Source organism: Vulcanimicrobium alpinum (assembly GCF_027923555.1).
Taxonomy (GTDB): domain Bacteria; phylum Vulcanimicrobiota; class Vulcanimicrobiia; order Vulcanimicrobiales; family Vulcanimicrobiaceae; genus Vulcanimicrobium; species Vulcanimicrobium alpinum.
Genome location: NZ_AP025523.1, coordinates 1,426,083 through 1,449,279, shown reverse-complemented (window position 1 = coordinate 1,449,279; position 23,197 = coordinate 1,426,083). Strand labels below are relative to the sequence as shown.

Here is a 23,197-nt window from a genome sequence, read left to right as displayed (position 1 = left end):
AAGACGGCGGGACCCTCCGCTGCGGGAGGGTCTTCGAGACCATGGAGCTGGCGATGGGGATTGAACCCATGACCTTCACATTACCAATGTGATGCTCTACCACTGAGCTACGCCAGCCCGGACCGATGCGCCCAGCGGATCGCCGGATTTTCGACGGGATCGATTCCCCCCCGCGAACGAGAGATACCTTCCCGCTGCACCGCGCGTTCGCGCTCGACGGATCTGCTGCTCCTCCCTCGCGGACAAACAATCCGTCGACTGCGCGGGACGTCCCATGCTCGCCCTCCGGCGGCCTTCACACAATCTTGGACTAAGCGAAGCTGGGAAGCACAGGAGTCCTGTCCGACCGGGAACAATGGCCATTGCCCCGGGACGAACATCCCGGGAACATGCGCCACCTCCCGGCGCACCCGATCGAACCGCACGCTCTCTTTGCGAACGGCCCGGACTTTTTCGTGAACCTCCTGCACCGACATCTTCGAGACGGAGTCCCCCACGATCGCGAGCGCGCGATCGTCGAACTGGTCGCGCGCCTGGTGGCGTTTCGCGCATGGCGTTTCGGCCGGCTGCAGAGCAAGACGCTGGTCTCGTTCTGCTGCGGCCCGGACGCGGACGAACGCGCGGAAGCGAACCGCTTTCTGGCCTGCTACCGCCGGCAGCAGCGCCGCACCGATCAGCGGCCGATCGCCGCGGTGCTGGACGCCGTCTATCCGCACGCGATGACGATCGCGCTGACGGTTCCCGACGGGGGGGACGCGATGCTGGTGCTGCTGCGTGATGCCGAACTCGGCCCGTTCACCGCGCACGACATCCAATTGCTCGCGCTCGCAAAGACGCTGAGCGAGGAAGCGCTCAACCCGGAGATTAGCGCCGTCGACGCCGATCCATCAACCGACGAGCCCCTGCGCCGTGCAAAGCCGATGTTGTTCATCCTCGACCGGACGTACCGTACCGTGATGGGCAATCGGAACGATGCAGCGGCCGAGGGAACTCTCGGCGGCCCGGCGTTCGGGATGCGTCTCCCGGAACTCTTCGAGACGACGATTCGCGAACTGACGACGGAGTGGGCCGAAGATCCGACGCGCCCCGTCAACGCGACGGCGATGCCGCTGCCGTTTCTGCTGCTACGCATCAACGACCTGACCTCCGCCGACGGCCACTTCCTGGCGGTCACGATCGAGAAGACGCGCCGCCGTAACACCCTCCTCCGCGCGGCGAAGCGCTTCTTCATCACGCCGCGCGAGCGCGAGGTCGTCGCGTCGCTGCTCGACGGCCGCCGCACCGACGAGATCGCAGAGCGCTTAAACATCACCGTCTCGACGGTGAACGACCACATCAAGAAACTGATCGAACGCACCGGCGCGTCCAACCGCTCGCAGATGCTCGCGCGCGTCCTCGGCTGGCAGAGCGCCGCCCGCGGCGACGACACGAAGCACGTTCACCGCTGACGGCGAAAGCCGCGCCGTTTCGGACGTCGTTCAGACGCTGGAGGTGTGGCGTCACGAATACGATCTGCGCCCGCATGGCCATGCGTTCTTCGAGGTCATCCGCTGACCGCCAGGGCACGCGGCGTTGCGATCGGAAATGCGGTGCGCATGGCCGAACTCAGCGACGCCGCTTTCGCGGCGATGACCACCCACATGAACGACGACCATCCCGACGCCGTCGCGGCATATGCGCAGCACTACGCGCAGTGCAATCCCGCCATCGGCGCGCGGATCGTCACGATGGACGCTACGGGGCTCACGCTCTCGGTCGACATGGGGGCGCAGACCCGCGACGTCCGTATCGACTTCGCGCGCACCGTCACCGATACCGACGACGCGCGCGCGATGCTGATCTCGATGTGGCAGACGTCGGCGCCGCAGCCGCTGCCGGAACGGACCCAGGGCGCAGGCGTGCGGGAGGGGCGCGGCTAGAAATTTTGGAGCGGGCGGCGGGAATCGAACCCGCGACTCTTGCTTGGAAGGCAAGGGCATTACCATTATGCAACGCCCGCGCTCAGTCTCGTTCTACGCGAAGCGGCGACGCGCGACCCTCTCGATCGGCGCGCCGCCTCTTGCGCAACTGGTGGGCCGGGCAGGATTTGAACCTGCGTATCGCTTTCGCGAGCCGAATTTACAGTCCGGTGCCATTAACCACTCGACCACCGACCCACGGTGGGGACCTGCGATCATACGCGAACCGCCTCTGCCGTTCCTGGTCGCGGGGCGAGGGTCTGCAGCGGGGCCGACCCGAAACGAGCCGCGACGCCGACGTACCCAAGAGGTTGAAGGGACCGCACTTGTAATGCGGCTGCGCAAGCACAGCGTGGGTTCGAATCCCACCGTCGGCTAAGATGCCACACGCCTGTCATGCCTAAGAGAGACTCTGTCTCTATAAGACCAAACTTTTGCGATGCGGGGTGCGGAAAGACGGTGAAGACCCGGCGACGGCGCTTTTGCAGTCAGGCGTGTCGCCATCGCGAGCATGCCGAGCACCTCATCCGCCTTCATAACGCCTGCTTGCCGCCGCGATCGTATTTCAACGCGATCGTATTTCAATAGGATGCGGATCGCTCGCTCCGCGCCGAGACCTCCGCAACCGTTCCGTCAGACATCGCATCGAAACTAGCGTGAGCGAACCGATTGAAGTGATTCCGGCATGGAAGCGGGGCGGCGGCCTGGCGCTCGTGTGCGAGAAGTGCCTGAACGTGCGGTTTGCGCAAGATTACCCCGAGCACGCGGGCGACGAGCGGCTCAAATTGCGCGAGTGGCTCAAAGAGCGGCTCAGGCACGACGGCCACTGGGGCGCGATCCGCGCGACCGGCACGACCTGCCTCGACGTCTGCGCGAAGGGACGCGTCACGATCGTCCTCGAGCCGGCCGCCCGCGGCGGCGCACCGTCGTGCCTCGTCTTCGATCCGCTCGAAGACCGCGAGCTTATCTACGACACGATCGTGCGAATGCTGGCGCCTGGGGAGCGGGTTGACGTTCCTTAGTTCCTTCCGGGTCAGGCTTCGACCGCGCACGAGCCGTCCTGTCAATCGGATGAGGAAGGAAACAGGTGCCTTAACAGCAGGAACTTCTCGCCGGAGAAAGTGGGGAATTACTCACCGGAGTTGACACCATTCAAGCCTCGGCTACCTCACCCCGGCCGATTGGCGGGATCGCGATGCAGCTTGATTAACGACCCTCACTGTCTAGAATCGGCGGGGTCACTCCAGCGGCGTATCCATTTATCATCGTTGACGCTCTCTTTACGACTGTGTGCACCGACAAGAGCGCGGTCAGCAAAGCGCTGCTCATTGCCAGCGGCATTCGCGCTGACGGATACCGCGAGATCCTTGGTCTCTCGATCGGCGATTCGGAGAGCTTTGCGACGTGGAACGGGTTCTTTCGCGGCCTTAAAGCACGCGGCTTGCACGGCGTCGACGTCGCCGTCTCCGACAATTGGGGGGCCTCTCCACCGGACGCTTCCGGTTCAAAACGGGAAGACGGCGAGAAGGTGCATCGAGCGTCGGGACGAGCCTGAAGCGGCTCGGCGGTTGCCCTACCTGTGGTTCGTACCCACGGCGCTCGAGCACCGCGCGAGCGCGCCGGTGGATCAGTTACGGGAGATAAGCAGCAACATCGTTGAACGCACGTACCGTGCTACGAAGTGGGATGAAAGCGAGCAAACTTTAAGCTATTACGGTATCTAGCCTACGGTTTGATGTAGCTCCAGCCGCTCTCCTGGAGTTCGGTGAGGCGCACGACGCCGGCCGGTACGATCCGCGCTTGCGGCAAGATCGCGATCGGGTGCCCTTCCACCTTTTCCATCCCGAGCTTCGTGACGTTGCAGGCGGAGAACGTCACGCCGGCGATGCTGTCCTTGATCGAGGAGAGCCGGTCCTTGACCGGCGACGTGTCGGCGCGCAGCATGTGCAGGCCCGGTCCGTATGCCACGAGCTCCATTTCGAACAGTTCACCGGTCCCCGCGTAGTATGTCGCGGCGTTGCTCATGTTGTTGAGCACGAGGTTCATGACGGCGGGCTCGTTCCGATCGACGTGAAAGGCGATCCGATGGTTTTTCGATGTCGCGGCTCCCGACGCCGGCGCCGCGAGCGCCGCCAACGTTGCCGTTCCGGTTGCCAGCAGGCGGGCAAAACCCGAGCGATTTGTGGAGTGTTGCATCGTTCCGGTCCGTTTCTCGCCCTACGGGCGGACGTAATACCACCCGGCAGCTTGTAACTCGACGACGGCCGGGAGACCGTTCGGCGTGACCTTCACCCCTGCGATCAAGTCGCTTGCGGTGAGGTTGAGCGTTTTCAGCGTCGCGTCACAGGCGAGCACGTCGACGCCGATCGCGACGAGCCCCGCTATGCGCGGAGCCACGGGGCTATCGCTCTTGAGCACGGCGTGGATCCCCGGTCCGTACACGACGAGCGTGATTCGAACGTTGTCGGTCCCGTAGAATTTCTGGATGTTCCCGACGTTCCCGATGATTTCGTTCATGCGGGCCGGGTCGCGCTCGGACAGCGTGAGAACGACCTTGCGCGGATGATCGATCGACGGTTGCGGGTTTGAGTACGTTGCCGGCGCTGCGCTTGCCTGCGCGAAACAGGGCGAGCAGACCCCGATGAGCATCGCAACCGCGATCAGTGGCGTGCGCACATAGAACTCGTTTCTAGCCGAATCGGCCGAGTGCGGGGAATGTTCGAAGGAGCCAGCCGCTCGTACCGGCCAAGGATCCGGTCGTGATCAAAGCGCCCGTAGCGATCATCGAGGCGCCGACGGTCATCTCGATCGCGCGCATTCGCGTTTTGAAGCGCGCGACCGCCTTCAAGAACGGTTGAAAGGCCGCGGCCGCGATCAGAAACGGAAGGCCGATCCCTAACCCATAACATGCAAGCAAGGTCATGCCTCGCGCCACGGAATCGCCGACGGCTGCAAGCGCGAGGATCGTCGCAAGAATCGGCCCGACGCACGGCGTCCATCCGAAACCGAACGCGAGCCCCATGAGAAAGGCCCCGCCGGGTCCCGCCGGCAGCCGCCCGGGATGGAATCGAACGTCACGCTGCAGCATTCGAATGCGCAGTACGCCCACGAAGTGGAGGCCGAACAGGACGATGAGCAGTCCGCTGACCCTTTCGAGAACGTCCGCATGATCGATGAGGACGCGCCCTACTAGCGTGGCGGATGCTCCGAGCCCGACGAAGACGACGACGAAGCCCGCGACGAATGCCAGCGCCGCGGTAAAGACGCGGCGCGAGACCGAACGATCGCGCACGGCGAGCGCCATGTCGTCGTACGACACGCCCGCGAGGAACGAGAGATATCCCGGCACCAGCGGCAGGACGCAAGGCGACGCGAAGCTCGCGATACCCGCGGCGACCGCAGTCGGATAGCCTACGTCGAAAGCGCTCACCCGCTCACGGAACCGGCGCTCCGGCAGCGATCCACTGGCCGAGCAGCGCGCGCTCCTTGTCCGTCATGTGCGTCATATTCGCCAACGGCATCTGGTGTGTCGTCACCGACTGGGACTTGATTTGCGCCGCCTGGGCTTTGATCTCCGCCGGCGTATCGAATTTGATGCCGGCCGGGGCGGCCGAAAACCCCGACTGGCTGGGCTTCGCCGAATGGCAAACAGTGCAGCGCTTAGCGATGACGGGTTGAACCATCGCGAACGTCACGCGGGCCAATGTGTTTGATGCCGCCGTACTACCGCGAGACGATGCCGACGTTGCCGGGGGCAAGGGCTCGGGCGACGCCGCAATCGCGAGATGTTCGGTCGACCCAACGTTCCCCACCTCGCGCTCGTCGGGTGTCACGTGGAGGCTCACGAGATCGCTGGTCACCTTGGCCGCCGGCTTGCAGCTCGACATGCACGCTACGTTCTTGGTGTCCCACTCCGCCTTGATGAATCCATCGCGGTTCGGCATCTTGACGGCCGCGAGCGATTTCGCATCCAGAACGGCCGAACTCGGCACGATGTCGTTCACGTTGAGAACGTACGCGGTGAGGGCATACACTTCGTCGTTCGAGAGCGACTGCGGCTGGCGAAACGGCATCGCGCGCTTGATGTAGTCGAATAGCGTCGGTGCGTAGGGCCAGTAGCTTCCGACCGTCTTCTCGGGGCGCTCGTCTTTAAGCGTGCCTTTCCCCCCCGCGATCACTGGATACTTGCCGGCGCCTTCGCCAAACGTGCCGTGGCAAGAGGAGCATTTTGCTTCCCAAATTTTCGCGCCTTGGGCGACGGAGCCCGAACCCGGCGGTAGCCCCTCGCCGGTCAGACCGTTGACGTCGATGTCCCATGGTGCGATGTGCGATTGCGTCACCGGCTTTCCGAAGCCGTAGCGCTGCCCGGCATCGGCCACTGCGCCGGCTGCGATCAGCACGACGATCGCGACCAGCGCGGCGAAGCTACGAGACTTGGACACTGTCCACCGTTCCGTTTGGATTCACGCGCCACGTCTGGATCGAGTTCTTGTTGTAGATGGCGTTCCCGCCGCGCGCGGCGAGGAGCTGCTCGTGCGTCGGCTGGACGTGGCCCTTGTCGTCGACGGCGCGGCTTTGCAGCAGTGCCGTCTCGCCGTTCCACTGCCATGGGATGCGAAAGCGCGTGAGCGCCTTCGTCAGAACCGGCTCCTGGAGCGTCGCACGTTGCCAGTTCACGCCGCCGTCGAACGAGACGTCGACGCGCGTGACGGAACCGTAACCCGACCACGCGAGTCCGGTGACTTCGCGAAAGCCCTTCCCCACCATCGGTTTCTCCGGACACGGTGCGGTGATCACCGACTTTGTTCCCATCACCCAGTCGAACTGCCTCGACTTGCCGTCGGGCAATAACTCGGTATACTTGGATGTCTCTTCGCGCGTTTCCCAAGGATCGGTGCCGAACTTCAAGCGCCGCAGCCACTTCACGTTGAGGTTCGCTTGCCAGCCGGGGAGCACGAGGCGGACCGGGTACCCGTTCTCGGGGCGCAGCCGCTCACCGTTCTGCGACCACGCGATAAGCGCGTCGTCGAGCGCCTTCTCGATCGGAACGCTACGCGTCATCGCCGCTGCGTCCGCCCCCTCGGCTAGCATCCACTTGGCGGACGGTTTCACGCCGGCTTCGGCCATGAGCACCGACAGCTTCACGCCAGTCCACTCGCAGCAGTGGATCATGCCGTGCGTGAACTGCACGCCCTGCATTTGCGCACCCTTGTAATCCATCCCGCCGTTCGCGCCGCACTCCATGAAATACACGTGGCTCTCGGTCGGAAACCGGATGAGGTCGTTCATCGTGTATTCCATCGGCGTATCAACGAGCCCGTGGATCACGAGCCGGTGCGTCAACGGATCGATATCCATCGGCGAACCGCCGTGGTCGCGCACGAAACACAAACCGTTGGGCGTAATGATCCCGTCCAAGTCTTGCAGCGGCGTGAAGCTCACGGACGACTTGTCTTCCGCTGTGAGGAACGGCACCGTCCGGCGTACGACGTCGCGCTCGTACTTCGACGGCATTCCGTACGGCGTATCGTTGACGCCGGCACCCAGGACTTTGTTCGACTCCGGGATCGCGAGCGGCGCCGCATCCTCGGCGAGCGCGTTTGCGGGAGCAGACCCTGCGAGCAGCGCGCCGCCGACGAGCCCTGTGCCCGCGCGCAGGAAGCCGCCGCGCCCGAGCGAGTTGCGCGGCATCAGGGCGCGATCCCGCGCGGGTCCGCCCCACGTACGCGCACAACCTGGCGGTCGGGCACGGACACCACTTGCCGGCGCTCGAGATAGCGCGTCACGACGTCGTAGATGGCTGGGCCCTCCGTACCCTGGTTCACCGAGGCCCAGCCGGCGACGACGTAAGTCTTTGCCGGCTCGATAGCAGTCCCGTCCGTCAGCCGCATCTCGGAGATGCGCGAGCCGATCGGTTTCGCGACGTCTATGGCGTACGACATGCCGCCGACGCGCACCATGTCGCCGCCTTGCTGATAGTACGGGTCGGGGTTGAACAGGTTGTCCGCCACGTCTTCGAAGACGCTTTTCAGCGTGGCGCCGGTCATCGTGGACCGGTAGGCCGCGGGATAGGTGATTGCTGTTTGATTGTAGAGGTCCTCGATGCGGATGTCTTGTCCCGGCAGGAGTGACGTGCCCCAGCGGAATCCGGGCGAGAGCGCGATCTGCGCGTTGCGCTCCGCGAGCAGAGATTGGCAGATCAAATCGTCGAACGTTCCATTGAAGTTCCCGCGCCGATACAGCAGCGAGTCGGTACGCGCCAGCACGCGATCCAGCTCGGCCTCGTACGGCGCGCGGATGTTTGCAATCAATGCTGCCATCGCCGGATCGCTCACGATGGCGTCGGTGAAGATCGGGATCAGCCGGAACCGGTGATCGACGACCTGCTTGCCTTTCACGTACAGGTCGAGGCGGCCGAGAAACTTTCCGTGGGATCCGGGCGCGGTCAAGATGGTCTTGCCGACCATGACGCTGCGCGGGATGGCGTCGTGCGTGTGACCCGTCAAGATGACGTCGATCCCGGTGACGCGCGCCGCGAGCTTGCGGTCCACGTCAAACCCGTTGTGGCTGAGCAGCACCACGACGTCGGCGCCCGCTTTTCGCGCAGCGTCCACCTCGGCGCGCACGCGGTCCTCTTCGATCCCGAAGGACCAATCCGGCATCAGCCAGCGCGGGTTGGCGATCGGCGTGTACGGGAAGGCTTGTCCGATCACGGCGACGGCCACACCCCCGCGCTCAAACACTTTGGTGCCGTCGAAGATCCGCTCGCCCCAAGTCGCGTCCTTGACGTTGCCGCATAGGAACGGCGCCTTGAGCTGCGCCTTGAGCTCCTTGACGCGGTCTTGTCCGTAGGTGAACTCCCAGTGTCCCGTCATCGCTTCGACACCGAGCAGGTTTTGTGCGGCGACCATGTCGGCGCCGCGCTCCTTGAGCGACGTGTACGAGCCTTGCCACGTGTCGCCGCCGTCGAGCAGCAGCGTTTGGGTCGGCCGCTCGGCACGAATCGCTTTGACGAGCGTCGCCATACGGTCGAATCCGCCCATGCGCCCGTACTCTTTTGCGAGCGCCGCAAAGTCGGCCGAGCTCAGCGCGTAAGCGTTCGCGGTATCCGGCGGGATGCCGAACGCCTCGAGAAAGGCATTGCCGGTGAGATGCGGCGGCAAGCCTGCGTTCGTTCCCACGCCGATGTTGACCGACGGCTCCCGGAAGTACACCGGCCGCAGCTGCGCATGGAGATCGGTGAAGTGGAGAAGCGTCACCTGACCCATCGGCTCGAAGCGCAATAGGTCCGCCTGTGTGATCGATTGGCGCGCTGCGGCGCGCGCCAATCCGGTCGACGAGCCCGTCAGAACGGCCGTCGCGATTGCGGCCTGCACGAAGTCTCGACGCGTTACCATCCTATTTCCGTACCGACGGCGCTTCGACCGGCAGCCCGTTTCCGGTTGACGCGAGGTATAGCTCGAGCGCGACGTACTGTGGCGAGCCGTACGGGAGCGGTTCCGCCCGGATCTGCTCGTTACACTCGCGGAAGCGGCGCTGGACCGACCCGAGCGTTTGCCAGCTCAACCGGTACGTCGGGAACCCGTTCGTCTGCCCTTGGCTCAGCGTCTCCGTGCGCAGCTTGCGGTTGTTGTTCTGCACGTGGCACTGCGCGCACGCCATGTCGAGCTGGCCGCGCCGCGTCTCGTAGAACGTTTTTCCCTGTTGCCATGCCCCATGCGCCGGCCCGTCGCTCGATACGTCCACGGGCATGCCGCGGGACTGCAGCTTAAGATATGCGGTCATCGCCAGCAACTGCTCCGACTCCCACGCCCACGGCGCGGCGCCCATGCGCTCGCGTTCCATGCCGATGCGCTGCTCGATGTCGATGACGTGACCGGCCTTTGCGTCATACTTGGGATAGCTCGCACCGACGCCTTTCATCGAGATTTCCGCGGCGTTGTGGCAGGACGCGCACGACTTTCCTGCGCCGCCGTCGACACTGTTCCACAGCGCCTTACCCTTGTCGATCCATAAGAATCCGGGGTTCTGGAAGTCATCATCTTGCATCGCCCGCGTCTGCGGTGTCGCGTAGACGTAGCCCGACTTCTTGTTGCCGACGGTGTACTTCCCCAGATCGCCCTGCGTCTGCGAACGCACGAGCAATGCGATGCCGAAGACCATCGTGAGTGCAAACGCGGTCGCGGCAGCCGCCGGCAGGACGCCTGGTCGCAGGCTCACGTCACGGTGACTTTGGCGGAGTCTTTGTAGACCTGGCCGTTGTCGTCGACCCATTGAAAGTCGAACGTACCGTCCTGGGTCATCTTGACGGGGAACGAGATGAACGGGTTAGCGGATATGGCCGGTTCGAGCTTCATCGCGAACACTTGCTTGCCGTTGAACGTGCACGTGAACGTATTGATGATGTCGCGCGGGATGATCTTGCCGGCGGCGTCTTTCGCTTGGCCCGATACCATCGGATGCGAGATCAGCGTCTTGATGTCGATGATGTCGCCCTTTTTCGCGGTGGTGGGCACGCGTAGGCGCGATTCGACGTTTGAAGCCATTGCCGTTTCCTCTCTATCCGCCGCAGCCGCCGATGGTGACCTTGACGTTTTTCGTCGCGGTCCACATCGTGCCGTCGCTCATGAGCGCGACCGCGGTAATGTTTTGCGTCTGCGCGAGCCGGATGCGGAACTCCACGTGCGCGCGGCCGTTCGCCGGCGAGAGCTCGAAGCGCGCGACGCCGGGCAGCGGGTTTCCGTCGGCGACCATCATGATCGTCTTGACGTAGCTCGCGTCGGTCATCGGGCTGTCGACGTCGATCATGATCGGAACCGTGTTGCCGTTCTCCGCGATCTCGGGGGCCCCGATCGTCACCTTCCCAGGCTGAAGCGCGCCCGGGCCGAGGGTCGCCAGCAAGGCTTTCGCTTCGCTCGGCGACGCCCAGGCCTCTGTGGGGAATAGGCACGCGGCGAGCGCGATAACGCAGCCGCGGCTTGCCAGCGCGATCGCACCGCGCCTGCTTAAAGATGGATCGGTCATCGCTTGGCTCCCGTCGATTTGGTGCTTGCGAGGAACGCAACGACGTCCTCGACTTGTTGGGCGGTGAGAATCGGCTTGCCGCCGAACGCCTTGCCGACGTCGCGCAAGCCGGCGACGCGGTAGTACGCGGGCATGATCGTCTGCGGGTCGAGAACTTTCATGTTTACCACCCGCAACCGCAATTCGGCGGGGCTGAGCCGCGCGCCGACGCCTTGCAAATCCGGCCCGATGTTGCCCGGGTCCTCGGCGGCAAACGGGAACGCATGACAGCTCAGACAGTTGCCGAGTTTGCGGTCTTCGACGACCTTACGGCCCTCGACCGGGTCGCCCGGCCGTCCCGTGAGCGACTCGGGGACGCCGTCGGCAACGACGCGATACGAGACGATCGGTGCGGGCGTCGTGTCCGGCGCGGGCTGTGCAACCGCGCCCCAAATCGGCGTCAGCGACAGCCCCACGGCCGGAACGACCACCTTCCACGAACGCGCGATTCCGTTCACGAAGCGCACGCCGACGACTCCTTGATCGAACGGACGCTTTGGTCGAGAAGCCCCCAGAACTGTTCGTTGCCGAGGTATCCCGTGATTCGAGCGAACTCGCGGCCGCAATGCATCACGACGAACGTCGGCGTGAACCGCACGCTGCCGACGGCCCGGAGATCGGCGGGGCGAGTGTGATGGATGTCGACCCGGCGAAGCGGAAACGCTTTCCCTTCGTCGCTTTTCGAATACACATTGCCGACATCTCGGTTCCACGCGGCGCAGTACGGGCAGCCTTCCTGCTCGAACATGACCAATTGGTCGCGCGCCGGTAACGAGACAGCGGCTTTAGCGCCAGACATCAGCACGACGGCGAAAAAAGCAACCAGGCATGTGATTGCTCGAAACTTCGCATGCGACATTCGTCGGGTGTCGTTGGCTGCGGCACGGACCGCTGCCTCGCGAACGGGCATTGAGAAATATGATGGCCGCCATCGAAAATCGAGATAGACCGGCGGCGACACCGATGGCTACGCGGATACGAGATCTTGACGAGCCTTCGCGTAGCGGCTCGTAAGCCAGTCCGCGAAGCACGCGGCGCCTTCCGGAATCGTACGGTCTCTCGGGATTGCAACGTGAAACGTGCGCGAGAGATCGATGTCCGCAAGCGCGATCGTGGCGACGGTCCCAAGCGCCAGCGCGCCGGACACGGCAGTTTCGGACAGGAGCGCGAGACCGATGCCCGCTTCCACGCACGAGACCACTTCCGCGTTCCCCTCGAGCTCGAATGCGATCTCAAGCCGTTTGAAACGGCGGCCCAAGCGCTGCTCGATCAACAGCCGCGTCCCGGACGTTCGATCGCGCAACACGAACGGATACCGAGCAACCTCGTCGAGCGTGACCGTCGTGCGGCCTGCGAGCGCGTGACGCGCCGGTACGGCCACCAGAAGCCGGTCGATATGAAACGGCGCGAGCTGAGCGCCTCGCATCTCGACGTCGCCCTCGACGAGCGCGACGTGGCTTTCGCCGGTGCGCAGACGCATCTCCGCGTCCTTAACCGTACCGCTCGTAATCCCCAAGGGAAGGCCCGGATGGGCTCGGGCGAAGAGCGAGACGATCCGGGCGACCGACGTCTCGCACACTGTCCGCGTGCACGACACCGCGATGCGCCGCGAATCCGCGGCGATCGCCTCGCGCAGCCGGTGTTCCAATGCGCTCACCCACGCCAAGATCTCGCACGCCTCGTCGTACAGGATCCGGCCGAGCGGCGTCGGGACCAGCTTTCCGTCACGGCGTTCGAACAGCGGGCCACCCGCGTGTGACGACAGGGTGGCAACGTGCGTCGAGACGGCCGACTGCGCGAGGTAGAGCGCTTCGGCGGCGCGCGTCATGCTCCCCAGCTCCGCGACACACGTGAACGTCCGCAAGAGCGCACAGTTGAGCGACGAGGCCAAATCATCGCGCCGAGATCGATCCATATATACCCCACAGCAGCCGTTTTGGTCCGGCCACGACGTTCCCGGCGATCCGTCGTCAAATGCCGGCGATGCGATCGTGTCCCGGCCCGTGGTGTATGAGAGGGTCGCCCTTGTAGCATAGAGAGCGGCCATCGTGGCTTTCGGCGAAGGTTGTTTTTGCAACAAATAACCGACCGAAAGGGATCCACGATGGCCAAACCCAGTATCGCACTTTCCGAGCTCGTCGAAAAGGGCGGCGACGTCGACTTCGTTCGCGAGATGCTCCAGTACGCCGGGCAGCGGATCATGGAGATCGATGTTGAGGAACTCTGCGGCTTGCCCTACGGCGAGCGCGGCCCCGGCCGACAGAACGCCCGCAACGGCTTCCGCGAGCGCCAATGGGAGACGCGTTCACTGCGCGATCGGCGCTCAAGGAACGCCGGCACGTAGCCGCCGAACCGGAGCTTCGGTACGGCCAGATCAAGGGTTCCCAGCCGCGTATCGAAGCGCCGCGGCCGAGTGCCATTGCGATACGTCCGGCGTTCGTCGCTGCGCTCGTAGCGGCCGGCGCCGGCCCGCTGTTCGATTTCGAGTTGCATGGCTCGGTCCAGGACCAGCGCCAAGAGCTCCCGCAAGTCGGCGAGCTGGGGTTCGGAAACGACCGCGACCAGGTTGTCGACGAGCGCCGAGGGGGGTACACTTTCTTTAGCCATCGAGCCTCCAGGAAGAGCGTCAAGCACTCACTCCGTTCGCTCGATGGCCCCTTAATTTCCGGGCCTCAGCTACTCGATTTTACACTCGCCCGCGGACTCCGCCAGGAGGTATCTACATCCTCACTATGGATAGCAATGATACGTCGGCCGATTCATCGGGCCGGAAACAGGACGATCGCTACGTGGATCAGCCACGATCCATCGCGGCGTTGTTCCGGAGCGAGGCCGAGGGGGTCAAGGCACTCGCCAAACTTCACGATGCCGGTTTCAAGAACGCGTGGCTCGGTGTGACGCGAGCGTTGCGGGATGACGGCGCGTTTTCGCAAGTCGTTCGGGAGCGGGGCGGGGGATGGTTCGAATCGTTCGTGCGGCTATTTTCCGGCGACGGCGGGGAAACGCTCTATTCCGCGCTCACCGATCACGGTGTCGCGGATGACGTCGCTCGTCGCCTGCAGCGTGAGATGCCCGCCGACGGCGTCGTCGTGATCGCCGGCTGGACCGGAATCATCGGCGACGCGGCGCGCGTGCTCGAAGAAGCCGGCGGCCGGCTCGTTCGCGGCGAGGACGGCGGCGTCATCGGTTCACCGCGCCCGCGTCAACCCGCGGACGACGGATCGCCGCAATAACTACGCATTCCAGCGATGCGGTTCAGGCGGTTGCCAGACGTGAGCTTGGGCTCTTCGCGAAGCGCATCGTAACAGCAATCGAACGCAGACTGCGTACGGCGACGATCGACCATGTCGTGGCGAGTAGGCCGAGCAGCAGCAAGCCGACGACGTCGAACACGGCTGCATGGGTGGCGGCGTACAGGCCGTAGCTTCCAGACGTGAGCGTACCGACGGGGAACGTGAAGGCCCACCAACCGAGCGAGAACGGAAGGTGTTTACGCGCAGCCCGTACCGTGACGGCGAGCGCCATCAGCAGCCAATAGACGCCGAAACCCCACACCAGCAGCCCGAACGCGACGCCCGCGACGTAAAGACCGTGTCCGAGTTCGGGCCAGACGCTTGCCGAGACGGTCCCGAGTGCGATGATTCCGGCGACGGATTGGCCGAGCGGGCCAACGACGATCCACATCGTCGGGACGACTGCCGCTTCGGGGATCTTGTGATAGAGCAGACGCGTGTAAAAGATCACGATGATGATCGCGGCAAGAGCGACTCCGAGACCCAACAATGCGTAGGCCAGTCCCAGCATCGAGCCGCGCATTGATTCAGGCCACGTCGGAGAGAGGAGCGCAGCCGGCACCGACGCGACGATTGGCGGGACGACCGGCAACAACCAACTCCCGTAGGCGCGCTGTGGGGTCAACTCGTGCCGAGTGAACATCAGGTAGGGAACGAGGAACGCGCTCCAAAGGCTCAATACGACGCCGGCGACGAAAAGTGCTTGCGCGATTTCGACAGAGGCTGCCGCATCGATTGCGCCGCTCGCTATCCGAAGAAAGCCGACGGCGACGGTGAAGCACGCCATCGGCGGCGCGCCCCAGGTCTGCGCCCGCGCCGGATCGTGCAAAGATTCGGTCACGGTGCGAGGACTGCGCGCGATGCCGATCGTCCACAGCAGTGTGAAACCAACGAACATCGCGACATCGATCGCAAACAGCACCGCACCGAGATGACGCACGATCGGAAGTTGCACCGGGGCAACGGTGAGCGTGATCGCGAGAATTCCGGTTCCCATCACGCTCGTGAACCAGCCGGGGCCCGCAGCGAGTATCGCGGTGGACATAACGTGGGCGAATCGAGGGCTACCCGCCGGAGCGATCATGTTCCCAGCCTAGCGCAAATTCCTAAATAAGTCCAAGTATGGTATGTTTGCTATTTAATTACTAATAGTTATGTTTTGTGGGCTCTTGGCAGGTACATACGGTTGTCTTGGCTTGCTCAGCGCACTCGTGGCGAATTGCTCTCACAATCGTTGACTGAACCGGGTGCCCGAGCGATGACATAGAGCTCTACCAGAAAATGCGGATCGTGAGAACATCGGATAGGTCAACGCGCGCGCTTGACATCTGCCGGAGTGACCACCGGCGCCTGGTTTCCCCATGACGTTCGTTCATGGTCGACGATCGCAGCGATGTCGGCGTCGGACAGCTGCGGAAACGCCGGCATCTGACTCGAATACGTAACTGCCTTGATGGCCCTTCCTTTTAGCCCGCGCAAGAGGATCGCTATGTGCTCGGCGGGATTCGTCGCGTTGACAACCGGGTCCGCCGCGAGGGCGGGGAACGCTCCGGGTATTCCCGCGCCGCTTGCACCGTGGCACGCCGAGCAGTTTTGCGTGTACAACTGCGGCCCGGTGGAAGCGAAGTCGAAGCCGCCGGCGGATCCCTTGCCGGAGCCGCGCGGAGCGGCCTTGGTCGTCAATGGCGCTTGGGCGGCAGCGACCGGATTCTGAGGCGGCGTCGCGGACGCGTTCCCCGCCGCAGCAGCGGGTTCGACGGGATGCTCCTCGTAGGTCGGCGTCGACGCATATACCGCCGGCGTCGCGAACAACGCTAAGCCGTACCATCCTGCCCAGCCCGCGACGATGAGGATCATCACCCACGTCCAGACCGGAATCGGCCCACGCGATTCGGCGCGGATCGAGTCGAACGGCTCTTCGCCGCTGAACGCGTTGAGCGCCAGGTCGACGGTTCCGGCGACGCGATCACGCGCACGCAAACCGGTGATCGTGATCCCGGGCCCGTTCTGCACGACGAACGGAATCGTTCGCCGGCCCACGTGACCAAGTGCATCGTACGCTTCGAGCCGCAACACGTGGTCGCCGTCGTCAAGTAAGGTTGTGTCCAGCGTGATCGTCACCGGGGGAACGACGCGTTGGAACGGCTCTTGCGCGTCGTCGATAAACGCGTCGAGCCGTGCGACGTCGCGCTGCCCATGCGATGCATCCATTCAGCGATCCTCGCTAAGGATCACGTGCTTGGGGTGATTCGGATCGTCTTCGCGCGGCCACGCCGTGTAACGAACCGCCAGCACGAAGGACAACGCCGTCGCGACGGCGCCGGCGATCACGATGGCCGTGCCGACGGCATCGCTCGGATCGAACATCGCCGGGTGCATCGTCATGGCGCGGCCGTCGGGAGCGGCTTCTGCTTGAGCGATTTGAGATACGCGACCAGGTCGAGCGCACTCTGCGTCGCGACGACCGTCGAGTTCGGCGCAACATATCCGGGCGGAACGGCGACCGTGACGTCGCCGGCATCCGCCCGTACCTTGACCGCGAACAGCCACGGATATTGCGGCATGATCGAGGCATGCACCAGCGAGCGCGGCTGGTAGAGATGGATGAGGTGCCATACATCGCTCGGCTGCCGTGCGCCGATGTTGGAGAGATCGGGACCTGTGCGTTCCGTTCCCAACAATTGCGGGGTGTCGTGCGCGTAGTCGCCGGCGGTCGAGGGACGGCCCCACACTCCGTCCTGAGCCAACGGACGGACCTGCTGCGTGTGGCAGTAGGAGCAGCCTTCGGCGACATAGACGTCGCGGCCGCGCGCCTCCTGCGCACTCAACGGAACGACGCCCGGTCCCGGCTTGGTCGCGGAAAGGGCAGCTCCGGGGAAGACGCCCATCGCAATCGCGAGCGCGAGATACGTGAAGAAGGCGCTTCCCGCGAGAATCCCGAGGTTGTTCATCCCGGTCCTCACACGGTAGCTCCTCGTAGCCCGGACGGCGCGACGACGTGGCGCGGCGCGGTCATCCGCCAAACGTTGTATGCGAAGACGAGATGAGCCGCGAACATCATCGTTCCCGTCACCGCGCGCGCCAGCCACAAGGGCGCAGCAGCTTCGACCGAAGCGATGAACGGGTCGCCGCTCGCCCAGCGCAGCCCCTGCTCCGTCCCGGCAATGGACAGGACGACGACGTACCCGGTAACTCCGATAAACGCCAGCCAAAAATGAATTCCTACCGCAATTCTTGGCGGCTCCTTACCGGTTGCGCTCGGCAGGAGACCGTAGATCGCTCCCCATGCGACGAACGTGATGAAACCGTACATGGTGGCGTGCGAATGTCCGACCGTAAACGACGTCAGGTGCCAGATGTTCTGCAGCGACCGAAACGCTTCGATCGTGCCTTGCGTCGAGCCGACGAAGTAGTATCCGATGCCCACAGCAAGAAATGGGAGCGCATAGGATCGCCGGACAGTCCCCCAACGCCCACGCATCGTCAGAAAGAAATTGCCGCTGCCCGCCCAGACCGGGACGAGCATTCCGACGGAGAAGACGATCGCCAACGTCTGGAACCACCACGGCAACGGCGAGAACTCGTAGTGATGCGCGCCGATCACCGGATAGAACAGCAGGTTGGTCCAAAATCCGAGCACGCCCAAGGCATAGGAGTAGATCGGCCGATTCAGAAGCTTCGGCAGCGCGTAGTAGGTCGTACCGAGCGCAAGGAACGTAAACCACATGCCGACGGCGTTGTGCATGTAGAACCCTTGAAGCGCCACCTGGCCCAAGCCGTGCTGATACCACGGCACACCTGCGGTTACGCCCAAGATGATCGTGAAGATGAACCCGCCGATCGTGTACCAATTTGCGATGTAGATATCGTCGCCGATCCGAGACGCCACCGTGCGGAAAACGACGACTAGCGCTGAGAGGAGCGCGCACAGAAACAGTACGGCCGCCGGCCAGATCCACTCGCGGTACTCTTGGTTGCCGTTGTTCAAACCCAGGTCGAGCGTGATCGTACCGACCAACGCCGCAACGTTGAAGAGCCAGAGAGAGAGCCACGCGACGCGCGGACTTTTGACGTTCACGCCGCTCGACCGGGCCGCCACCCATATCGCGCAGCCGACCAGCGCCATCGACGCCCACCCGTAGAACGTACCGTTGGTGTGGATGGCCCGCAACCGCCCGAACGAAAACCACGGGCTCGTGAATAGGTCGGGGTAGCTGTATTTGAAGCTGATGATAAGTCCCGCGGCTGTCGTTATGAGAAGCCACATGGTCGCCGAGATCGTGAACGCGGCGAAAATCTGCGCATCCTCGACGACACCTCGGCTTCCCGGTTCGCCCGAATACGACCGTAGATCCCGCACCAATAACCTCGCTGACACTTAAGAGAGCCGCCGCATTCCTCGCCGGAAGTCTCCCGCCCGAATTGCGCGGGCGGTCCGCTGGGAAACCGGTGCGTTCGCCCGATCACATCGTCGACCAACGCCGCACTCGTTCAGCTGGTTCGTGCTGAGCATCGGGCTCGCGGTCGTCGTTGCCGCTTAGGGTACGTTGGCTCAGACCGTGAACGCCCTACGACTTTCCGTATGTCGCCGTGAGGTAGTCCACGATCGTTTCGGCGTCTTTGTCGGGGATCGCCGCACCATAAGCCTTACGCATCTTCGTCACCTCCGCCGCCCAGTGGGCTTTATCGAGCGGAGGCTGCGTCGACACGTAGGCCGATGAGTGGCACGTCAAGCAATATGTCGCCGCAACTTGCGAGCCGGCACCGGGCTTGAACTGGAACGAAAGATCGCCCGGCATTGCGATTGTCACCTTCGAGCTCGCAGCAGCGGGCTTGGCCTTTACAGCCGGATAGGGCGCCGGCGTGGCCGCAACGGCGACGAGCGGCACGACGGCAAGTGCCGATGCGATAGCGAGGGCCTTCACGTGACCGTCACTTTGTAGGTCTGAATCTCGTTGCGCATGTATCCTCCGGGGTTCCAGATCGGGGTGGCGGTTTGCGTGTCTCCGTCGTTTGCGACGGCGCGACAGGCGAACGTGTAGCTCTTGCCGCCCTCGAGTGCGACGTCGGCGTTCCAACGCCGAAACGAATACTTTCCAAAATCGCGCTCGAGTGCGGCGGGCGCCCAGGTCGTGCCGCCGTCCGAGGAGATCTCGACCGACTTGATCCCGCTGCCGCCGTCGAACGCAATTCCGCGAACAGTAGTACGGCCGGCTTTCATGGACTGCCCGTCAGTCACGTTTGTGACGAACGACCGGACGACCATCCGATTGATTGGAACCGTCGGGTAATCTTTATCCGTAGGCGAGACGCTGTGGTTGGGCGTGTCGGGGATGCGGTACGCGGTCTTCATCCAGAACTGATCGTCGACGTGGTCGAGCACCGTAATGTCGCTGAGCATCTTGACCCAGTACGTCGAATACCAACCCGGCACGATAAGGCGCACGGGGTATCCGTTGAGCAGCGGCATCGGCTTGCCGTTCATCTCATAGGCGACGATGACGTCTTCGCCGCGCGCGATGTCAACGTCGAGCGACTTTTTGAAGTCCGGCGTAGCCGGCAGCGCGGGGCGTTCGAGGCCGTTGAACTGAACCTGTTTCGCATCGGCTTTCAGCCCGGCGCGCGATAGGACGTCCTTGAGCCGAACGCCCTTCCATAGCGCGTTGCCCATGGCGCCGTTCTGCCACTGTCCGCCCGCTGGACGCGGATCGAAGAAGCCGCGGCTGTTACCGGAGCATTGATTCACCGCTGCGATCTCGACCGACGGCATCCGCCGCAAATCCGCGATCGACAGGGAGAGCGCCTTGTCGACCGCACCCGTCACGCGGATGCGGTGCTTCGCCGCATCGATGCTCGTCGGGATATCGGAAAGATGCCAGCGCACGAAAAACGCGTCGTTCGGCGTGAAGACGCCCTCGTCGAACACCGCAAACGGCGTCTCCAGCTGAGGCGGACGCGGCGTGAGCACCATCAGCGCCCGCTTCTGCGGAAACGCGACGAGCGGACGGTCCCCGTTGACGAAGACGCCGCGCACGATCTTTTCGGCGGATGCCGGCGCCGCGAGAGCGCCGGTCAACGCAGCCGCACCGGACGCGGCTAAGAACGAGCGACGAGACGAAAGCATCACTGGCGCTTCCCTATTTCACGACGAACTTCATTGCCATGTGGTCGTGGCCCGCGCCGCAGACGATCGTGCAGTTCGCGGGAAACGTACCGGCCTTCTTCGGGGTGACGGTGACGGTCGTTCCCGCGGACGTGATCACGGTGTTGGCGAGACCGATGCCCGGAACCGCAAGCCCGTGCGGCGCCCCCGGCGTCGCCTTGAAATGGAGGGTCGTCGGAACGCCTTTCTTGAGCGTCACGACGTTGGGCGAGAAGGCAAACGTGTGACCGTTGGCCGTGATGTCGACGTCACGCGCGAAGGCAGGCGCGGCGAGCACAAGGGAGCCGGCAACGAGGCCGGCGACGAGGGCGATACGGTTCAAACGGAGGTTCCTCTCGGGTCGAAGTGGTCCGCATCGATGATAGAGTACGCTTCGAGCAAAGTCCAAGTAGCATTCTTACGGAGCGTGCATAGTTTCCCTTATAGCTGCACGGTAGAGGCAACCCGGCCTTCCAGGGAGGTCGTGCCGATTATCGGGGACATTGGTTTGGCGGCGTAGCACCGGCATCATGAGTATCTCACGCCGCTTCGGCGTTTTCAAGGGTTATGGATTGGTATCCGTTGATGCGTCGCCAGCTGCCAGAGAGGCGTTGAACGAGCTTGAACACCAAGTACGTCGCGGAGCTTCCGGTACGCAATCGCTTCGCAGCTTCGGTTCGTAATCGCACGGAAGCGAAGATCGATTCGATCGGATTGGTCGTTCGCAAGCTTTTCCAACTGCTCGACGGAAAGCGATAGAACGTCACCATGCGATCGACGTCATCGCGGATACATGCGGCGGCTTTGGGGTAATCTCGCTGCAATGTTTTCGCGAGCGCCTCGATCCGATCGCGCGCTTCCGTCTCGCTCGGCGCGTTTACGATGCATCGCAGTTCGGTATGGACGCGCGGCTTCTGTTTCTCGGGAAGCTTGTCCAAGACGTTGCGTACTTTGTGCAGCCAGCACCGTTGCTGTCGCGTGTTGGGAAGTGCCTTCCCGGCAGCAGCCCATAACCCGTTTGCGCCGTCGGCGATGAGGAGTTGCGGCATGTGTAAACCGCGCTTTTTAAGGTCTTCGAAAAGCTCCGTCCAACTCAGTTCGCTCTCACTCATCGCATCGTCGAGGGCCACCAAATGCTTGGTGCCATCGGCATCTGCCCCAATCACCACGAGCAACACGCGCCGTCGTCAGCGGGGCCGGCGCCAAGATGGATGCCGTCGACCCACAGGTACACGTAGCGATTGCCATCGAGGCGGAATCTGTCAAGGTGTTTGGTCCTGTTAGTCATCTGCTTTTTGTGAGCGCCTACACGGCGACCCCGTCGTGAGCGGGCGGATTTATCCACACCGCGGGCGGTAACACGATCCGCTTTGGCGATCCGCCGATGAATCGTTCCGGTTTGGCGCGGTAAGCCGCGAGCATCACGTCGTGTCTGGCGGCGAGCACGCGGTCCGCCTGGCCGTGATGCACCATTGCCGGCGTCAGCATCGCGATTCCGGAGTGCCGGTGCTCGTTGTTGTACCAGGTCATGAACTCACCAACGAAATCGTGCCCGTGCTCAAACGACCCAAATCGATCGGGGAATTCGGGATGGTACTTCAGCGTGCGGAACTGGGACTCCGAGAAGGGGTTATCGTCGCTAACGTGCGGACGGCTGTGCGAACGTACGACGCCGAGCTTGTCCATCAGGGCGCACACGGGTTGCGCCGTCATCTCCGCGCCGCGATCGGCGTGAACGATCGCGTGCCCGGGCTGGATGCCTTCACGTTCCAGCGTCTGCGCGATGAAGTGCCGTGCGAGTTCGGCGTTGGCCCGATGCACGAGCATCCAGCCGACGACAAACCGGCTGAAGATGTCGAGCATCACCAGCAGCGAGAACCACTCACCCGGGTGCGGGCCGCGCAGCTTCGTGATATCCCACGAGAAAACTTGACGCGGACCGGTGGCCACCAGTTCGGGCTTACGGTACTCCGGATGACGTGCAATACGGCGACGTTCGCGCACCTCCGCGTTTGCTCGCAGCAGGCGGTACATCGTGCTCACCGAGCACAGGTAGATACCTTCGTCCAGCAAGGTCGCGTGGATCGTCGCCGGCGCGCGATCGGCAAACCGCTCGCCATGCAGCACCGCGAGCACCTCAGCTTGCTCGTGTTCGCTCAGTGCTCTTCTCGAGCGCCGGCGCGAGATCACGGACGGAAGTCGTTCCGGCGTGCCGTTTAGGCGGCGCCGCAGCGTCGAGCGGCTGATGCCCGCTGCAGTGCACAACGCGCGCTGCGGAATCTCGTGGGCAAGTTCCAGCGCCGCACTCATTCTGCGTTCTCGTTCGTCTCGGGGCTCTCCAGATCGACGCCCAGGAGCCCCGCAAATTTTTTTTGGATATCGTTTATGAGCTCGGCGCGCGCCAACTGGCGACGGAGTTTCCGGTTTTCCCGCTCGAGTTCTTTGAGCCGCTGCGCAACCTCGTCGGCTTGCATTTTGGCTTTTGCACGTTGGCGCACCGCACCTGGATCGAGGTCGCCTTGATCGCGCTGCCTTCGCCAGGCATAGAGCTGCGATGAGTAAATACCTTCGCGCCGGAGAAACGCTCCGATCGTGCCGGCTGGACGCGCATCAGCCTCGCGCACGATGCGCAGCTTCTCGGCGGCGGAGAACCGACGTCGCTGAGGTTTTTGGGGTGAACTGGTTGCCTTGATTTCCGTTGAAACGGTTCCGTTCGAGGACTGCATCTGTTGCAGGACTTT

Annotated in this window: 27 protein-coding genes, 4 tRNA genes and 3 pseudogenes; 7 read left to right on the top strand and 27 right to left on the bottom strand. The window is 63.6% G+C overall.

What is annotated here, in order from left to right; translation table 11 throughout:
- Nucleotides 1-42: 42 nt before the first annotated feature.
- Nucleotides 43-117, bottom strand: a tRNA-Thr gene (locus WPS_RS07290).
- 272 nt (nucleotides 118-389) lie between these two features.
- Between WPS_RS07290 and WPS_RS07285 the strand changes: the two genes are divergently transcribed.
- The gene (locus WPS_RS07285) at nucleotides 390-1,448 is read left to right on the top strand and encodes a LuxR C-terminal-related transcriptional regulator (RefSeq protein WP_317997164.1); all 1,059 of its coding nucleotides are present in this window, start codon (nucleotides 390-392) and stop codon (nucleotides 1,446-1,448) included.
- A 147-nt stretch (nucleotides 1,449-1,595) separates the two neighbouring features.
- Nucleotides 1,596-1,919, top strand: coding sequence for a DUF2470 domain-containing protein (locus WPS_RS07280; RefSeq protein ID WP_317997163.1), 324 nt, complete (start codon nucleotides 1,596-1,598; stop codon nucleotides 1,917-1,919).
- Nucleotides 1,920-1,925: 6 nt separating this feature from the next.
- Here the strand turns inward: WPS_RS07280 and WPS_RS07275 are convergent.
- Both WPS_RS07275 and WPS_RS07270 read right to left on the bottom strand, forming a co-directional pair.
- Nucleotides 1,926-1,999 (bottom strand) — tRNA-Gly (locus tag WPS_RS07275).
- Between the two features lie 69 nt (nucleotides 2,000-2,068).
- Nucleotides 2,069-2,156 (bottom strand) — tRNA-Tyr (locus WPS_RS07270).
- A gap of 95 nt (nucleotides 2,157-2,251) precedes the next feature.
- Here WPS_RS07270 and WPS_RS07265 point away from each other — a divergent pair.
- The 3 genes and pseudogenes from WPS_RS07265 to WPS_RS07255 form a co-directional block, all read left to right on the top strand.
- Nucleotides 2,252-2,335: transfer RNA gene (locus WPS_RS07265), tRNA-Thr, on the top strand.
- A gap of 279 nt (nucleotides 2,336-2,614) precedes the next feature.
- Nucleotides 2,615-2,980: a hypothetical protein gene (locus WPS_RS07260; protein ID WP_317997162.1), complete on the top strand. Its 366-nt coding sequence runs from the start codon at nucleotides 2,615-2,617 to the stop codon at nucleotides 2,978-2,980.
- A gap of 224 nt (nucleotides 2,981-3,204) precedes the next feature.
- Nucleotides 3,205-3,432: pseudogene (locus WPS_RS07255) on the top strand (transposase); the annotation flags it as partial.
- Nucleotides 3,433-3,683: 251 nt separating this feature from the next.
- Here WPS_RS07255 and WPS_RS07250 read toward each other — a convergent pair.
- The 12 genes from WPS_RS07250 to WPS_RS07195 form a co-directional block, all read right to left on the bottom strand.
- The gene (locus tag WPS_RS07250) at nucleotides 3,684-4,154 is read right to left on the bottom strand and encodes a DsrE family protein (protein WP_317997161.1); all 471 of its coding nucleotides are present in this window, start codon (nucleotides 4,152-4,154) and stop codon (nucleotides 3,684-3,686) included.
- A 21-nt stretch (nucleotides 4,155-4,175) separates the two neighbouring features.
- On the bottom strand, nucleotides 4,176-4,475 hold the full coding sequence (locus WPS_RS07245; RefSeq protein ID WP_317997160.1) for a DsrE family protein: 300 nt from the start codon (nucleotides 4,473-4,475) through the stop codon (nucleotides 4,176-4,178).
- Nucleotides 4,476-4,647: 172 nt separating this feature from the next.
- A complete protein-coding gene (locus WPS_RS07240) occupies nucleotides 4,648-5,388 on the bottom strand; it encodes a cytochrome c biogenesis CcdA family protein (RefSeq protein WP_317997159.1) in 741 nt (246 codons plus the stop codon).
- 4 nt (nucleotides 5,389-5,392) lie between these two features.
- Nucleotides 5,393-6,400, bottom strand: a complete 1,008-nt coding sequence (locus tag WPS_RS07235) for a c-type cytochrome (protein ID WP_317997158.1) — start codon at nucleotides 6,398-6,400, stop codon at nucleotides 5,393-5,395.
- Nucleotides 6,384-7,649 carry a sulfite dehydrogenase gene (soxC, locus tag WPS_RS07230; RefSeq protein ID WP_317997157.1) on the bottom strand — a complete coding sequence of 422 codons (1,266 nt, stop codon included), beginning with the start codon at nucleotides 7,647-7,649 and terminating at the stop codon, nucleotides 6,384-6,386. Before soxC ends, WPS_RS07235 begins: the two co-directional genes overlap by 17 nt.
- Nucleotides 7,649-9,355: a thiosulfohydrolase SoxB gene (soxB, locus tag WPS_RS07225; RefSeq protein WP_317997156.1), complete on the bottom strand. Its 1,707-nt coding sequence runs from the start codon at nucleotides 9,353-9,355 to the stop codon at nucleotides 7,649-7,651. The genes soxC and soxB overlap by 1 nt, the downstream gene beginning before the upstream one ends.
- 1 nt (nucleotide 9,356) lies before the next feature.
- Nucleotides 9,357-10,178 (bottom strand): sulfur oxidation c-type cytochrome SoxA, encoded by an 822-nt coding sequence (gene soxA / locus WPS_RS07220; protein WP_317997155.1) that lies wholly within the window; start codon nucleotides 10,176-10,178, stop codon nucleotides 9,357-9,359.
- Nucleotides 10,175-10,474, bottom strand: a complete 300-nt coding sequence (gene soxZ / locus WPS_RS07215) for a thiosulfate oxidation carrier complex protein SoxZ (protein ID WP_317997154.1) — start codon at nucleotides 10,472-10,474, stop codon at nucleotides 10,175-10,177. Before soxZ ends, soxA begins: the two co-directional genes overlap by 4 nt.
- Before the next feature lie 43 nt (nucleotides 10,475-10,517).
- Nucleotides 10,518-10,982: a thiosulfate oxidation carrier protein SoxY gene (soxY, locus tag WPS_RS07210; RefSeq protein WP_317997153.1), complete on the bottom strand. Its 465-nt coding sequence runs from the start codon at nucleotides 10,980-10,982 to the stop codon at nucleotides 10,518-10,520.
- Complete coding sequence (gene soxX / locus WPS_RS07205) at nucleotides 10,979-11,488, bottom strand: sulfur oxidation c-type cytochrome SoxX (RefSeq protein WP_317997152.1); 510 nt, start codon at nucleotides 11,486-11,488, stop codon at nucleotides 10,979-10,981. The genes soxY and soxX overlap by 4 nt, the downstream gene beginning before the upstream one ends.
- Nucleotides 11,476-11,982 (bottom strand): thioredoxin fold domain-containing protein, encoded by a 507-nt coding sequence (locus WPS_RS07200; protein WP_317997151.1) that lies wholly within the window; start codon nucleotides 11,980-11,982, stop codon nucleotides 11,476-11,478. Before WPS_RS07200 ends, soxX begins: the two co-directional genes overlap by 13 nt.
- 6 nt (nucleotides 11,983-11,988) lie before the next feature.
- Nucleotides 11,989-12,936: a LysR family transcriptional regulator gene (locus WPS_RS07195; protein ID WP_317997150.1), complete on the bottom strand. Its 948-nt coding sequence runs from the start codon at nucleotides 12,934-12,936 to the stop codon at nucleotides 11,989-11,991.
- Between the two features lie 189 nt (nucleotides 12,937-13,125).
- Here WPS_RS07195 and WPS_RS07190 point away from each other — a divergent pair.
- Nucleotides 13,126-13,329 (top strand): annotated as a pseudogene (locus tag WPS_RS07190) (transposase); the annotation flags it as partial.
- Here the strand turns inward: WPS_RS07190 and WPS_RS18365 are convergent.
- Nucleotides 13,323-13,628, bottom strand: a pseudogene (locus WPS_RS18365) (transposase); the annotation flags it as partial. The pseudogenes WPS_RS07190 and WPS_RS18365 sit on opposite strands and share 7 nt — an antisense overlap.
- Before the next feature lie 365 nt (nucleotides 13,629-13,993).
- On the opposite strand from WPS_RS18365, the gene WPS_RS07180 reads away from it, so the two are divergent.
- Nucleotides 13,994-14,254, top strand: a complete 261-nt coding sequence (locus tag WPS_RS07180) for a hypothetical protein (protein ID WP_317997149.1) — start codon at nucleotides 13,994-13,996, stop codon at nucleotides 14,252-14,254.
- 22 nt (nucleotides 14,255-14,276) lie between these two features.
- Here WPS_RS07180 and WPS_RS07175 read toward each other — a convergent pair whose 3' ends face one another.
- From WPS_RS07175 to WPS_RS07125, 11 genes are all read right to left on the bottom strand, one after another.
- A complete protein-coding gene (locus WPS_RS07175) occupies nucleotides 14,277-15,359 on the bottom strand; it encodes a TDT family transporter (RefSeq protein ID WP_317997148.1) in 1,083 nt (360 codons plus the stop codon).
- 263 nt (nucleotides 15,360-15,622) lie between these two features.
- Nucleotides 15,623-16,435: a c-type cytochrome gene (locus WPS_RS07170; protein WP_317997147.1), complete on the bottom strand. Its 813-nt coding sequence runs from the start codon at nucleotides 16,433-16,435 to the stop codon at nucleotides 15,623-15,625.
- Nucleotides 16,436-16,525: 90 nt separating this feature from the next.
- A complete protein-coding gene (locus tag WPS_RS07165) occupies nucleotides 16,526-16,681 on the bottom strand; it encodes a hypothetical protein (RefSeq protein ID WP_317997146.1) in 156 nt (51 codons plus the stop codon).
- Nucleotides 16,682-16,695: 14 nt separating this feature from the next.
- On the bottom strand, nucleotides 16,696-17,277 hold the full coding sequence (locus WPS_RS07160; protein WP_317997145.1) for a cbb3-type cytochrome c oxidase subunit II: 582 nt from the start codon (nucleotides 17,275-17,277) through the stop codon (nucleotides 16,696-16,698).
- Nucleotides 17,274-18,674, bottom strand: coding sequence for a cbb3-type cytochrome c oxidase subunit I (locus tag WPS_RS07155; RefSeq protein ID WP_317997511.1), 1,401 nt, complete (start codon nucleotides 18,672-18,674; stop codon nucleotides 17,274-17,276). Before WPS_RS07155 ends, WPS_RS07160 begins: the two co-directional genes overlap by 4 nt.
- 208 nt (nucleotides 18,675-18,882) lie before the next feature.
- Nucleotides 18,883-19,203, bottom strand: coding sequence for a SorB family sulfite dehydrogenase c-type cytochrome subunit (gene sorB, locus WPS_RS07150; protein WP_317997144.1), 321 nt, complete (start codon nucleotides 19,201-19,203; stop codon nucleotides 18,883-18,885).
- Between the two features lie 32 nt (nucleotides 19,204-19,235).
- Nucleotides 19,236-20,438, bottom strand: coding sequence for a molybdopterin-dependent oxidoreductase (locus WPS_RS07145; protein ID WP_405054917.1), 1,203 nt, complete (start codon nucleotides 20,436-20,438; stop codon nucleotides 19,236-19,238).
- Between the two features lie 13 nt (nucleotides 20,439-20,451).
- The gene (locus WPS_RS07140) at nucleotides 20,452-20,799 is read right to left on the bottom strand and encodes a cupredoxin domain-containing protein (protein ID WP_317997142.1); all 348 of its coding nucleotides are present in this window, start codon (nucleotides 20,797-20,799) and stop codon (nucleotides 20,452-20,454) included.
- Between the two features lie 196 nt (nucleotides 20,800-20,995).
- A complete protein-coding gene (locus WPS_RS07135) occupies nucleotides 20,996-21,631 on the bottom strand; it encodes an IS256 family transposase (protein WP_422665026.1) in 636 nt (211 codons plus the stop codon).
- 130 nt (nucleotides 21,632-21,761) lie between these two features.
- Entirely contained in the window at nucleotides 21,762-22,766 is a 1,005-nt protein-coding gene (locus WPS_RS07130) for an IS3 family transposase (protein WP_317994493.1), read from the bottom strand.
- Complete coding sequence (locus WPS_RS07125) at nucleotides 22,763-23,182, bottom strand: transposase (RefSeq protein ID WP_317994494.1); 420 nt, start codon at nucleotides 23,180-23,182, stop codon at nucleotides 22,763-22,765. The genes WPS_RS07130 and WPS_RS07125 overlap by 4 nt, the downstream gene beginning before the upstream one ends.
- Nucleotides 23,183-23,197: the final 15 nt, after the last annotated feature.